Annotated in this window: 12 protein-coding genes; 9 read left to right on the top strand and 3 right to left on the bottom strand. The window is 55.5% G+C overall.

Annotation, left to right across the window (positions count from 1 at the left end; genetic code table 11):
- Positions 1-522, bottom strand: a complete 522-nt coding sequence (locus ACP90_RS15440) for a hypothetical protein (protein WP_062488839.1) — start codon at positions 520-522, stop codon at positions 1-3.
- Between the two features lie 87 nt (positions 523-609).
- On the opposite strand from ACP90_RS15440, the gene ACP90_RS15445 reads away from it, so the two are divergent.
- From ACP90_RS15445 to ACP90_RS15485, 9 genes are all read left to right on the top strand, one after another.
- Entirely contained in the window at positions 610-996 is a 387-nt protein-coding gene (locus ACP90_RS15445; protein WP_022998792.1) for a RidA family protein, read from the top strand.
- Between the two features lie 4 nt (positions 997-1,000).
- Positions 1,001-1,867, top strand: a complete 867-nt coding sequence (locus ACP90_RS15450) for a MurR/RpiR family transcriptional regulator (RefSeq protein WP_062488840.1) — start codon at positions 1,001-1,003, stop codon at positions 1,865-1,867.
- A complete protein-coding gene (locus ACP90_RS15455) occupies positions 1,860-2,660 on the top strand; it encodes an SDR family oxidoreductase (protein ID WP_082809750.1) in 801 nt (266 codons plus the stop codon). Before ACP90_RS15450 ends, ACP90_RS15455 begins: the two co-directional genes overlap by 8 nt.
- 3 nt (positions 2,661-2,663) lie before the next feature.
- Positions 2,664-4,574: a family 20 glycosylhydrolase gene (locus ACP90_RS15460; RefSeq protein ID WP_062488841.1), complete on the top strand. Its 1,911-nt coding sequence runs from the start codon at positions 2,664-2,666 to the stop codon at positions 4,572-4,574.
- A gap of 20 nt (positions 4,575-4,594) precedes the next feature.
- Positions 4,595-6,031 carry a M81 family metallopeptidase gene (locus ACP90_RS15465; protein ID WP_062488842.1) on the top strand — a complete coding sequence of 479 codons (1,437 nt, stop codon included), beginning with the start codon at positions 4,595-4,597 and terminating at the stop codon, positions 6,029-6,031.
- 911 nt (positions 6,032-6,942) lie between these two features.
- Positions 6,943-7,542 carry a hypothetical protein gene (locus ACP90_RS15470; protein WP_022998797.1) on the top strand — a complete coding sequence of 200 codons (600 nt, stop codon included), beginning with the start codon at positions 6,943-6,945 and terminating at the stop codon, positions 7,540-7,542.
- A 294-nt stretch (positions 7,543-7,836) separates the two neighbouring features.
- On the top strand, positions 7,837-9,135 hold the full coding sequence (locus tag ACP90_RS15475) for an FAD-dependent oxidoreductase (RefSeq protein ID WP_062488843.1): 1,299 nt from the start codon (positions 7,837-7,839) through the stop codon (positions 9,133-9,135).
- Positions 9,132-9,983 (top strand): DUF1365 domain-containing protein, encoded by an 852-nt coding sequence (locus tag ACP90_RS15480; RefSeq protein WP_062488844.1) that lies wholly within the window; start codon positions 9,132-9,134, stop codon positions 9,981-9,983. The genes ACP90_RS15475 and ACP90_RS15480 overlap by 4 nt, the downstream gene beginning before the upstream one ends.
- Before the next feature lie 19 nt (positions 9,984-10,002).
- A complete protein-coding gene (locus ACP90_RS15485; RefSeq protein ID WP_062488845.1) occupies positions 10,003-11,232 on the top strand; it encodes a cyclopropane-fatty-acyl-phospholipid synthase family protein in 1,230 nt (409 codons plus the stop codon).
- A gap of 40 nt (positions 11,233-11,272) precedes the next feature.
- On the opposite strand, the gene ACP90_RS15490 is transcribed toward ACP90_RS15485, so the two are convergent.
- Positions 11,273-12,079 (bottom strand): SDR family NAD(P)-dependent oxidoreductase, encoded by an 807-nt coding sequence (locus tag ACP90_RS15490; protein WP_062488846.1) that lies wholly within the window; start codon positions 12,077-12,079, stop codon positions 11,273-11,275.
- A 58-nt stretch (positions 12,080-12,137) separates the two neighbouring features.
- Positions 12,138-12,794, bottom strand: coding sequence for a ChrR family anti-sigma-E factor (locus tag ACP90_RS15495; protein WP_062488847.1), 657 nt, complete (start codon positions 12,792-12,794; stop codon positions 12,138-12,140).
- Positions 12,795-12,931 lie beyond the last annotated feature (137 nt).

Consider the following 12,931-nt stretch of genomic DNA (forward strand, 5'->3'; position numbering starts at 1 on the left):
TCAGGACGCGGCTCCGAGAGGGTTGGGCAAATATCCGGCAAAGCCGCAGATCTTCCAGCGTCCCTCCTTTCGGACACAGAAATAGAGCGTCTGCCACAACAAGCGATCCTCGCCGCCATCTGCTTTGCGGATGCGGCCGTCGAATTTCTTGTGCGCGATCGCCCGGTTTCCGTTGATGTCGATCTCGGTCAGGCAAGTAGCGTCGAAAATGGCGGCACGCGCGTCTTCGGCGAATTCCGTCGCCTTGAAAAGTTCCGCCTGGCTCAACCAGCGTTCCTTGTAGGAGCCGAGATCCGGAAACCCGAGTTTCCAGTCGTCGGGATTAGGTACCTTTCCACCGTCTACGCCAAAAAAGGCTGGTTCGTCGAAATCATCGGCCACCTGCTCCCAGTCTGCTGCGACGAAGGCATTGATGTCCCGCATGACAAGCATGTCCCAGATCTCGGAGCGATCTTCGTCTTTTCCTGCAAACGGATTTGTCTGGCTGTCTGAAAGGGCCTGCATATCGGAAACCATTTTCATTTTGACGGTTGATTTTTGAAAAATATAAGGGTGAAATAAAACCAATGTCAAACCACTATGTAAATCATTTTCATTTTGGAGCCAAATATGTCTATCAAGCGCTATGGTGCTGAAAAATCAGGTGCCGGCGGCCAGAATCTGCCCTTCGCTCGAGCCGTTGAAGCTGATGGCTGGCTTTATGTCTCCGGCCAGGTACCGATGAAGGATGGTGAGATTGTCGGCACGGGGATTGTCGAACAGACTCACCTGACCATCAAGAATGTTATCGCGATCCTGGAAGAGGCCGGGTACGGCCTTGAACATGTTGTCCGCGTCGGTGTCTGGCTCGATGATCCGCGCGATTTCTGGTCGTTTAACGGCGTCTATAAAAGCTATTTCGGTGAACACCCACCGGCACGCGCCTGTGTCCAGTCAACCATGATGGTGGACTGCAAGGTCGAGATTGATTGCGTCGCTTACAAGAAGCCGGCCTGACCCCATGCGGGATATCCTGTCCGTTCTGCAACAGATCGAACCGGAGCTGTCCAAGTCGGAACGGATCCTGGCTGCATTGTTGCGCAACGATGCCGAGTTCATCGTCAATGCCGGCATTACGGATGTTGCCGAACGTGCAGGTGTTTCGCCGCCGACCGTTACCCGTTTTTGCCGTCGGCTTGGCTGCGAGAGTTACACCGCTTTCAAGGTGCAGGTTGCCCAGGTCACCTTCGCCGGAACCAGGTACCTGACCGCTAATGCGGCTTCTGACGCGCCACGCGATATTGCCGACAGTCTTCTGGCCCAGTTTCAGGATGCTGCGACCAGTACGCGCAAAGCGTTGGACATGGAGTCGGTGCTGGCAGCTGCAGATGCGATCTCGACCGCCAACCTGCTGGCAGCGTTCGGCGCGGGCGGGACCTCCTCGATGATTTCGGACGAAATGCAGAACCGGTTTTTCCGCTTGGGTCTGCGTACGGTGAGCGTGACGGATCATGCCATGCAGCTGATGCAGGCAGCCACCATGAGGACCGGCGACGTCATCATTGCGTCGTCTGTCTCTGGCCGGAACCTGCAGATGGCACGTGCGCTGGAGGCAGCGAAGACCTACGGGGCAATCGTAATCGCCCTCACCCGCCCGGGGCGGCCCGTCGCCGATCTGGCGGATATCACGATTGCCATCGATCTGCCCGAAGGTAACAACATCCTGCGGCCAAGTACCAGCCGCTACGCCTTCCTGTTTGTGACAGATCTCTTGGCAACGCTTGTCGCCATGCGGCGGGGCGACGAGGCGCGAGAGAACCTCAGACGCGTCAAATACCAGCTCAGCAACACGCGCGATCCGGACGACAAGGAAGCCCTCGGTGACTGATCAAACTCCGAAACCCGTTGCGGTGGTAACGGGCGCAGCCGGCGACATCGGCATGGCCATTGCTGCACAGCTGTCAGCGACCCACATCATCGCCGCTGTCGACATCGACATGATTGCCCTCGAAGGCGCGGTGGAAAGTCTTGAAAACCACGGTGCCGATATTGCTGCGATCCAATGCGATCTGACCAGGGCTGACGACCTAGCCCGGCTTGCCAAGGAAGCTGCCAGACTGGGGCAGGTCAATACAATCATCAACAACGCGGGCGCCGCTGCGGCACTTACGTTGCATCAGATGACTGCCGAAACGCTGTCCAGAGATCTCGCCCTCAATCTGGAAGCCGCGCTCAACTGCTTCAAGGCCTTTGAACAGCCCTTGATTTCAAGCGGTGTCGGCAACGTGGTCAATATTGCCTCTGTCAACGGGCTGTCTGTCTTCGGTCACCCAGCCTACAGCGCTGCAAAGGCCGGCTTGATCCATGCAACAAGGTCCATCGCCGTCGAATACGGGAAGTATGGCATTAGATCGAATGCCATCGCGCCTGGCACTGTTAAGACCCAGGCCTGGAAAATACGGCAGGCGGCCAATCCGGATGTCTTTGCCGAGGCCCTTTCCTGGTATCCGTTCAAATCCCTGCCAGAACCGAACGACATTGCCTCGGCCGTCTCATTCCTGATCAGTCCGGCGGCGCGTTGCATCACGGGTGTTTGCCTGCCTGTCGACAGTGGGCTCACTGCCGGGTCACCCGCCCTAGCCCGAACCTTCACTCAATCTCCCGATTTCGACGGATTTTAAGTCATGACCAAGATTGTGCTCGACTGTTTCTACCGCCCTGCGGAGGATCTTGCTGCGTCTCGTCAGGAGTTTGCACTGACCAATACAAGCTCCAGGCCCCTAAAGGATTTCACGCTGGCCTACACGGCGGTCAACCGGGCCACGGCAAATGCCAAGCTTGAAAACGCAGCGAGTTTCAGCCGGATTGCGAATTTTCACGAAATCACGCCAAACACTGGCGAAACGATCGAACCAGGCGAAACCTGGACCTTTGCCATCACCGGCCTGGCGAACGTGGCAAGACACCGGCTTGATGGTCCGAAGTCCGCCTATGTCAGCACCGGTGGCAGCGTCATCGAGGTGGTGTGCAATGATCTTGAAGCGCCGGAAGAGCTGGACAGCGGAGAACGCCGCAGCATACCGGCTGGACACCTTCCTGAACCGCTGCATATCGTTCCCTGGCCCCAGAAAGTGGAAGTAACGGCCTTTGCGGACGACAAGACAAGCTTCCTAGTTGCCCAGGGCTCTGCAGAGGAAAAGGCGGCGGCGGCCAAGATCAACGCGCTCGCAGCAAGGCTCTTTCCAGGAGCGCCACATCCTTTCCGTTTTACTCAATCGCATCATCAAATCGCGATTGAGTTCCGACAGGACGATAGCCTTGCAGCTGACGGTTACCGGCTCGAATTTGCCCAAGCGAAAGCAGCCTTGCGCTACAGCGGCTCCGTTGGCCGTGACTATGGCCTGACTGTACTCGCCCAGATGGCTTACGGCACCTATGAGGCACCTGGTACATTCAAGTTTCCTGCACAAGGCGTGATTGAAGACGCGCCAAGATTTTCCTGGCGTGGAACGCATCTGGATGTGTCACGACATTTCCGTGGCCCCAAAGACATCATGCGGCTGCTCGACATTCTCGCTTGGGGTCGGATGAACGTCTTCCAATGGCATCTGACAGACGATGAAGGCTGGCGACTTGAAATCAAGGCCTATCCCGAACTAACCGTGGGCGGCGCGCGGCGTGGCCCTGGGTGCCAGCAGGTGCCCCAGCTTGGCTTTGCCGCTGAAGTCTACGAAGGGGCTTATTCGCAGGACGAGGTTCGCGAGATTGTCGCCCATGCCACCAGCCTGAACATAGATATCCTGCCGGAAATCGATGTTCCGGGGCATTCAACCGCCGTTTTGAAGACCTACCCGCGCTTCGCCGATCAGGCGGAGACCCCGGAGAGCTACCATTCCATTCAGGGCTATCCGAACAACGCACTGAACCCGGCGATGGATGAAACCTACGAGTTTCTCGAAAAGGTCTTTGCGGAAGTTGCCAGCCTGTTTCCGTTCGACTTCATCCATATCGGCGGCGACGAAGTCGACGTCAATTCATGGCTTGCCTCGCCGAAGACCCAACGCCTCATGGAGGAAAAGGGTCTTGCGGATACAATGGAAGTGCAAGCCTATTTCATGGGCCGCGTGCGCGACATCCTGAGAAAACTCAACCGGAAACTTGCCGGTTGGGACGAAGTCTCACACGGTGGTGGCATCGACCCGGATGGCGTGCTTCTGATGGCCTGGCAAAGACAGGAAGTCACCAAGGACCTGATCGATCAGGGCTACGACGTCATCTGCACCCCAGGACAGCACTATTACATGGATATGGTCCAGGCGTCCGGTTGGCATGAACCGGGTGCGGGTTGGGCCGGCGTTTCGACACCGGAAGACTGTTACGGCTACGAAGCAGCTGCCGGTCTCAGCACCGGCAGTGAAGCGCGCCTCAAGGGGGTGCAGGCCTGCATCTGGTGCGAGCACATGACCGACAACGTCATCTTCAACCATATGGTCTTTCCGCGGCTTTATGCGGTCGCTGAAGCCGGCTGGACCGATCCCGCCAGCAAGGCCTGGCTGCGATTTGCAGCACAGGCCCCCTTCTTCCCCCAGCTTTGAATGCGTGACGAGGCAGGAAGATGAAAATTGCAGTTGGCGGCATTCATACCGAATGCAGCACCTATTCACCGGTCCAGCAAACCGCATCAGACTTCACGGTCACCCGTGGCAAGGACTTGCTGGCACAGGCAGGCGTCGACGGCGGCAGATTTCCTGACGTCACCTTTTGTCCATTGTTTCACGCCAGATCCATTCCAGGCGGACCGGTGTCTGCGGATTGCTATGCGAGCTTCAAGTCTGCCTTTCTTGCCGAACTTGAAGCCGAGAAGCCATTGGACGGTGTTCTCTTGATTATGCATGGCGCCATGCATGTGATCGGTCTGAGCGATGCGGAAGGGGACTGGATCTCTGCGGTTCGCCAACTCGTCGGGCCGCAAGTGCCAATCGCTGTCAGTTACGATCTGCACGGCAATGTCACTCAAACCATTGTCGATCAGATCGACATCTTCTGTGCTTATCGCACTGCCCCTCATATCGACGTGACCGAAACCCACCGACGTGCCGCGGCAAATCTTGTCAACCAATTAGGTGGTGGTCCCAAGAGGTACGTGGCCTGGGCTCCCGTGCCGGTTCTCCTGCCCGGGGAACGAACCAGCACGGAAGACGAACCGGCAAAATCGCTTTATGCAAGGTTGCCGGAGTTCGATCAGAGATCCGGGGTGACCGATGCCAATCTGATGGTGGGATATGTCTGGGCTGATACGGCAAGAGCCACCGCGGCCGCCGTGGTGACGGGAACAGACCTGGATGCCATTCAACAGGCGGCCTCCGAAATTGCTGCGCAGTACTGGTCCGCAAGGCAAGACTTCGAATTTGGTGTCGCCACGAAGCCGCTCGAACTGTGCCTGGACGATGCTGCAACAGAAAGCTCGTCTCCCCTCATCCTTGCCGACAGTGGTGACAATCCGACAGGTGGTGGTGTTGGTGACAGATCCGATGTCCTGACGGCCTGGTTGGAACGAGGCTTGACTGGAGGTGTATTTGCAGGGATCGCTGATCCGGTTTCGGTCGATAAACTCTGGGCATTGCCAGACGGCTCTTCTTACCGCCTCACAATTGGCGGTGCCCTGGGCAGCGTTTGCAAGGTCGTTAGCACAGAAGCTGTCTTGCTGTCTAAACTAGGCAGAGAACAGGATCATAATCGGGAAGTGTTGACCAGGATCGCAGGTAATTTGGTGATCCTGACGGAACACAGACGCCCCTTCCATCAACTGGAGGATTTTCGGCGTTTTGCCATTGAACCATCCACTGCAAGGTTCTTGATCGTGAAATCCGGATACCTGTCGCCAGAGCTGGCCCCAATCGCCAATCCCGCCCGTATGGCCCTCACAGATGGTGCGGTTAACCAGGACATTGAGGCGCTCACAAACCAACACCGCCCTGTGCCGAGCTACCCTTTTCAGCGGGCCTTCGATTGGAAACCGGTTACAAGTCTATCTCGTAGGGCGTCCTCTTGAGTATTGCGCGCTCTTTCGAGCGGCATGAGTAACTGACGAATCCAGCCGACTAAAAGGGATGCATTGCTTACCAAGCGCGTCCTGAATGCACGGATAATTGGCATTTTGCTTGCAAATACAAGCACTCGCAAAGTTTTATTTCTATTATTTTCAGTACCGAATTTAAAATCGGTCATCCGCCTGCATTTGCATTTCTCAAATCAATCATAGTCTTACATGGGATCTTAAGCTCAACAGCGCGCGCTCAAACACACCAATCGTAATTTTTACCAAGGTTGAATGTGAATGGTCGGTCAGTATCAATTTATGGGATGATCGAAACTCAGCCTTCAGGACCTGCCCCGATCTGCAGATCCAACGGCAAACTAAAACGGCCTGATTGCTGCAAGGATTTGATCTGTAGGGAGATTTGCACGTACCCCATCAACTGTGCCGATCCCATAAAGCTCCGCCGGACCTTTGCCGGTGGAGCTTTTTAATTGGAGCTTCTGTCAGGTAATCACCTCTCGCCGCGTTGAGCAAACCGGCTTTCTGACCTCGAGCTCAAGGCAAGTGCACAGGCGATAGCGGAAACCGATCAAAATCATCGAAAAACATCGACAAAATTACCACAGTCAACAAACTTACTCTACGTTCATTGTTAGTTATGACGATGGCTTTGCGTTCACGAACTGGTGATTGGCCTTGAACTTCGTAGTTCAACCCACATTTATTACCGAAATATAACTGAAAAAGCCCGGATTTGTGATCTTTGTTACACGCATTCGGGAGATTGTGGTGCGATAATGGCAAAATCGTGACCGCACGAACGGGGCGCAAAAGCGCGGAAGACCTGAAAAGTCCTACAATGGACCTCCGTTTACAGACCCCACGCGCGGTAAATTAAGTTGTATTAGCCTTGGGAGGCGTACATGCAACGGAATACCAGAGCAGGAACTCTTGCGCTTGGCCTCATCCTTGCCTTGGCGGGAAGCGCTGCTGCGGCCCCACTGCCTCAGGAAACGATAACGTTGCCTGAGGATCGTTTGGCGGTCACAGTCGCGTCAGCGTCACAGGATCAGGCCGATCCGCTGGAAAGTGAGCTCACGATATGGGTGGGCGAAATCGAGCTTGAAGGCCGGAAAACGATCTGGGTAGAACTGATCGATTCCTTCGGCGAAGTTATCTATGACAGTGAAGTGAACACCAACGAAACCCATCTGCTTCCAGATGGCCGGGCCGTTGTCGTTCGCGCCATGGATCAGGATACGGTTGTCGCCGGCAAGGATGAATCAAGACTGGTCAATGAAGGCACCCTTACGGTCACACGTCGTGTGGTCAATGAAGGTGTTGATGCGACCACAATTGAACTTATCGAAACCGGCCAGCAACCCTCGCAGAAACGCGGCACCATGCTGCAGGTCGCAGATTTTGGCGAATTGGTATGGCAGAAGGTCGTTGCCTTCTTCGATGCCGCACGCACACGCGTCGAAATCGCATGGAACTGGATTGTCGACACGATCCAGGCCTGAGGCTTGTTTTGGCGCAATTGCCTTGCAGACTTGCGACACGCCATTCGCTTGCCCGGCCCTTTTGCCGGGCAGCGGCGATGCACGTGTGAGCTTTTCCGCTCTTCCCATGTCGCAAAACCTCGGATGGCGTTGGCTGAAGACGCGCCAATGGTTTTGCGTCAAAAATAATCCATAAAATTCATCGCCCTATGTGATCCGCCCTTCAAGGCGAGGCGTAACCGCTGCACATCAACTGGAAAACTTGGCGTCCAACCAGGTTTCCCGCGGTAACATCGACGCCCCGAAGGATATGATATGCGGATTGCCGTAATCGGCTCCGGAATTTCCGGAAACAGTGCAGCCTGGGCCCTTAATGATCTTCATGACGTTGTTCTCTACGAGCGGCGCGAACGGCCAGGTGGTCACAGCGCCACGGCGGATATCGACTATGATGGCGCCCGGATTTCGGTGGACACCGGTTTCATCGTCTACAACGAGCTCAATTACCCGAATTTTACTGCGCTGCTTGACCATCTGGGGGTCGCAAACGAGATAAGCGACATGAGTTTTGCCTTGTCGGCGGACAACGGCAAGCTTGAATGGTCAGGCCATTCTCTGAACGCGGTCTTCGCACAACGGCGTAATCTGGTCTCACCGCGGTTCCTGCGCATGTTGCGGGATATCTTCCGCTTCAATGGCAAAGCCGTTGAAGATCTGAAGGCCGGACGCCTCAGCGGGCAAACGCTCGGTGGCTACCTGGAGCGTGAACACTACTCTTCCGGTTTCATAAACGACTATCTGCTGGCGATGGGCGCTGCCATCTGGTCGACGCCGATCAACGAAATGCGGGACTATCCTGCGGAAAGCTTCGTGGCTTTCTTTGAAAATCATCGCCTGCTTTCATTCGATCGGCCGCTGTGGCGTACTGTTTCCGGTGGCAGCCGCAACTACGTGGAAAAGCTGCTGGCGCCACTTCAGGGAAAGATCAGGCTTGGCAAGCCGGTCACAGAAGTTCTCCGGCAAAACGGTCAGGTCATCGTGCGCGACGCATCCGGCCACCAGGACGTCTTCGATCATGTGATCCTTGCCAGCCACACGGACCAGACCCTTGCCATGTTGGGTGATCCATCCCCACAGGAGCGCGATATTCTTGGATCCATCCGGTATCGTCCAAACGAGGTTTACCTTCACCGCGACCAGGCCCTGATGCCGAAACGCAAAAACGTCTGGGCTTCCTGGAATTACATGTCCGATCGCGAAGCCGGCGAAACACGGGACGTAACCGTCAGCTACTGGATGAACCGGTTGCAGAACTTCGATCACTCCAAACCGGTCTTCGTTACATTGAACCCCTATGCACCACCTCAGGAAGACAAGACCTTCGCAAAGTATGTTTATGATCATCCCCAGTTTGATGCCATGGCTCAGCAGGCCAAGAACCGGCTTGGGGAAATTCAAGGCGTGAACAACACATGGTATTGTGGTGCGTGGCGCGGTCACGGCTTCCACGAAGACGGACTTTCGTCCGGACTTGATGTTGCCCGTTCGCTCGGTGCCCGGCTGCCATGGGAAAAAGACATGGCTGGCGATACCTATCTGGAGGCTGCCGAATGAAGGCAAGGCCGAGCAATTGTATGCATGACAATGGACCGCCCCCTAATCCGGCGGCATCATTGTTCATGGGCTCGGTCATGCATCACCGCATGAAACCCCGTGAGCACAGGTTTTCCTACAAGGTCTTTTCCGTGCTGCTCGATCTGGATCGGCTTGAAGAAGTTGCGCAGTCCAGCCTGTTCTTCTCCGTCAACCGGTTCAATTTGCTGTCGTTTCATCAGAAGGACCATGGCCCAAGGGACGGGTCTGATTTGCGGCTCCATGTCGACCGATTGCTCGCCAAGGAAGGACTAGAGGCACCTGCTCGGGTCCTGCTGCTCGCATATCCGCGGATGCTTGGGTACGGCTTCAACCCTCTCAGCGTTTATTATGCTTATGACCGGTCGAACCAACTGATTGCACTCGTTTACGAGGTACGCAACACGTTTGGCGGTATCCACACCTACGTCGCACCTGTCAAAGCCGGCCAGTGCAGTGATGCAGGCATACGCCAGGATCAGAAGAAGCTGTTCTACGTGTCGCCCTTCGTCAGCATGGAACAACACTATTTCTTCCGCATGATGCCGCCGGGAAAAACCGTCCGCGTTCGCATTCTGGAAAAGGATTGCGAAGGCCCGCTTTTGTCTGCGACATTTTCCGGAACACAACACTCCCTGTCCAACGGCTCGATTCTGCAGGCCTGCCTTCAGGTGCCGCTGCTGACGTTTAAGGTCATCGGCGCCATCCATTGGGAAGCCTTTAAAATCTGGCGCAAGCGTGTACCATTTCACGCTCGACCCGCAGAAGATGCAGGGAATGACGGGTTGCCTGGGCAGACAGGTTCTGTCTTGCCAGTTTCAAACAACTGACGTTTCAAGAGGTTCTGCTATGAGTGAGCCGATTGTTCTGACCAAGGAAAACTTCCGCGCGGAGTTGAAGGGTACTCCACGCCTCGCCAAAATGGCGGCCGGCCTTGCCCTCAAAATCCGCTACGGGTCTCTTGAAGTTCAATTTCCAGACGGTCGAAGATTCCATATCAAAGGGCAGGAAGATGGCCCACACGGTGTTCTCAAGATCCATAACTGGGCGTTTTTCCGGATGGTCGTCCAAGCAGGCGACGTTGGTGTCGGAGAAGCCTTCATGGCGGGGTACTGGTCGTCGCCCGACGTGACCACATTTCTGGAAGTCTTCTGCATAAACCAGGAATCGACGCTGGAAGCTCTCCAGGGGAAGCCGATTACACGTTTTTTGATGTCGGTACGCCACTGGCTGAACTCCAACACCAAACGCGGGTCGAAGCGCAACATCTCGGCGCACTATGATCTCGGAAATGCATTTTACCGGGAATGGCTCGATCCTTCGATGACCTATTCCTCGGCGATCTACAGCAACGAAACCAACAATCTGGAACAGGCCCAAACCGAGAAATACGCTTCTCTGGTACGGCAGACGGGCATTACTCCCGATCACAAGGTTCTGGAAATCGGGTGTGGCTGGGGCGGTTTTGCGGAATATGTCGCAAAATCGGTTGGTGCCAACGTGCGAGCATTGACCATCTCGCAGGAACAATTCGATTACGCGCGCGAGCGGATCTACAAGGCCGGCCTCAACGACAAGGTTGAAGTGGTCTTCCAGGACTATCGCGACGAAAATGGCGTGTTCGACAGGATAGCCTCCATCGAAATGTTCGAGGCCGTCGGTGAAAAATACTGGCCGACCTACTTCCGCCAATTGTCGAAGTGCCTCAAGCCGGGTGGCAAGGCGGGCCTGCAGATCATCACGATCCAGGACAAGATGTTCGAGGACTATCGCAGAGGCACAGACTTCATCCAGCGTTATATCTTCCCAGGTGGAATGCTGCCGCCGCCCGGCCGTCTGGCGGAAATCGGCAAGTCCCTGGGCCTGGACCTTATGGATCAGAAGATCTTCGGGCAGGACTATGCAAGAACGCTTGCAGAATGGCGGCAGAGCTTCCGACAAGCCTGGCCAAGGATCAGTCCGCTGGGATTTGACGAGCGCTTCAAGCGCCTCTGGGAGTTCTACCTGCATTATTGCGAGGCAGGCTTCCGGTCCGGCAATATCGATGTTCGCCAGATGGTCTACGTCAAATCTGCCTGAGCAAGGCACTGATCTTGAAGACACACTTCAAAGGCCGGGATCACCCGGCCTTTTTCTTGTTCCAACCCGTGGACCGGGCGACCAGCGCGAAGTAGGCACTGTACGGCAACCAGCGCAAGAGCTTCAGTTGCCGAACAAATTTACGCGGAAATGCAATCTCGAAACGGCTTGGATGGGACAGGCCTTTCCTGATTTCCTCGACAGCCTCTTCCGGAGACATCAGATAAGGCATCGGAAACGGATTGGACTTTGTTGCCGGCGTATCGACAAAACCGGGACTGATGATCTGAATTCGGATCCCTGCAAGGTCCAGATCGAATTTCAAGGATTCAACAAGGTTGATCAACCCCGCCTTGGTGGCACCGTATGCAGCTGACGTCGGCAGACCGCCATAACCTGCCACAGACGACACCACTGCGATCTGCCCCCTGCCCGCCGCCTTCATGGCTGTGATTGCGGGCAGAAGCACATTAACCGTCCCCATGAGGTTCACATCAAAGCTTTTGCGAAAGGCGTCTGCATCGGCATCGAGGCCATCCTGCGGCAGATAAATGCCCGCATTAGCCACGAGCAGGCTCAAACCGCCGAAGTCCTGCTGAATTTTTTTCACGTGTTCGGCCATGAGGTCCGTCTTCGTGACATCCCCGGGCAGCGCATGAATTGAACCGGCAAGCGTCTTAGATCGCTTCTCCAGCTCCGCCAGATCCTGTTCCGAGCGGGCAGTTACAATGACCTTCCAGCCCGAACGGGCGAGGTCAAGTGCAAGCTCCCGGCCGATACCGGAACTTGCTCCCGTGATCCAGGCGCAACCGTGATCAGCTTGGGCAACATAATTCGTCTTGGGCAATTCATTCTCCCGGTTCGTTTGCCTCTTTACGCAAACAGACCGGGTGTCGGATTGAATTTTAGCGGATAAAGGGTGCGAACCAGCGGCCAACAGGGCCGGTCAACTGCAGGCGTCCCGCAGTCACCGCAAAGCAAATGCAGTCTTCACCTTCGTCAGCTATAGGCTTGTGGTCCACATCGCCATCGGCAAAGGCAACGTCACCAGCCACATAGTGGCCGTCTTCGTCCTTGAACCCGCCCGTCAATACCAGCGTAAGCTCAGTGCCGTGGTGCGTATGGGAAGGCATTGCTCGACCTGCCCGCACCCAAAGGAGACTGCTTGCGCAGCCGTCAATTTCACCGAACTTGCATTCCTTGACGCCTGGAAGGAGCGTTTTCCAGGGTAGCTGATCCATCGAGGAACCGATAATCGACTGCAGCGATTCGGGAACGGCCGGTCCGCCTTTCTCAGACAGTTCGGCGGCAGGCGCGTTATCGTTCAGGTCATCAACGGCGCCACTGAATATCGATCCGAGAAATTCGTCCCGATTGGAAATGGAGACCGGTTCGGCGTCTTCCAGCTCAAAGCCGGCAAGAGTTTCAAGTGAGCTTACGTATGACCTGTTGCAGTCGCTCATTTCGAGATGAGCACCGACCAATGCCTGCGCCGGATAGGTCAAGGTCCCGGCCGCATATCCGGCCAGTAACTCGTCCATTCCGGTCACGTTTTTTTCCATTACCGCTCTCATTTGGCTTTAGAATCCCAAGTTGCCTTACCGGCGATACGACAGGCAACAAAAATCGGATCAACAATTACACCAGAATTGTTAGAAATAGAATTTCAGTGAGCTGATTTCACGGAACAACTGATGGC

Source organism: Labrenzia sp. CP4, assembly GCF_001579905.1.
Taxonomy (GTDB): Bacteria; Pseudomonadota; Alphaproteobacteria; order Rhizobiales; family Stappiaceae; genus Roseibium; species Roseibium algicola.

Excerpts from the sequence above, each read along its gene's own strand:
- ACP90_RS15475 (WP_062488843.1), top strand. The coding sequence starts at position 7,837 with ATGCGGATTGCCGTAATCGGCTCCGGAATTTCCGGAAACAGTGCAGCC.
- ACP90_RS15480 (WP_062488844.1), top strand. The coding sequence starts at position 9,132 with ATGAAGGCAAGGCCGAGCAATTGTATGCATGACAATGGACCGCCCCCT.
- ACP90_RS15450 (WP_062488840.1), top strand. The coding sequence starts at position 1,001 with ATGCGGGATATCCTGTCCGTTCTGCAACAGATCGAACCGGAGCTGTCC.
- ACP90_RS15485 (WP_062488845.1), top strand. The coding sequence starts at position 10,003 with ATGAGTGAGCCGATTGTTCTGACCAAGGAAAACTTCCGCGCGGAGTTG.
- ACP90_RS15460 (WP_062488841.1), top strand. The coding sequence starts at position 2,664 with ATGACCAAGATTGTGCTCGACTGTTTCTACCGCCCTGCGGAGGATCTT.
- ACP90_RS15495 (WP_062488847.1), bottom strand. The coding sequence starts at position 12,794 with ATGGAAAAAAACGTGACCGGAATGGACGAGTTACTGGCCGGATATGCG.
- ACP90_RS15465 (WP_062488842.1), top strand. The coding sequence starts at position 4,595 with ATGAAAATTGCAGTTGGCGGCATTCATACCGAATGCAGCACCTATTCA.
- ACP90_RS15445 (WP_022998792.1), top strand. The coding sequence starts at position 610 with ATGTCTATCAAGCGCTATGGTGCTGAAAAATCAGGTGCCGGCGGCCAG.
- ACP90_RS15440 (WP_062488839.1), bottom strand. The coding sequence starts at position 522 with ATGAAAATGGTTTCCGATATGCAGGCCCTTTCAGACAGCCAGACAAAT.
- ACP90_RS15470 (WP_022998797.1), top strand. The coding sequence starts at position 6,943 with ATGCAACGGAATACCAGAGCAGGAACTCTTGCGCTTGGCCTCATCCTT.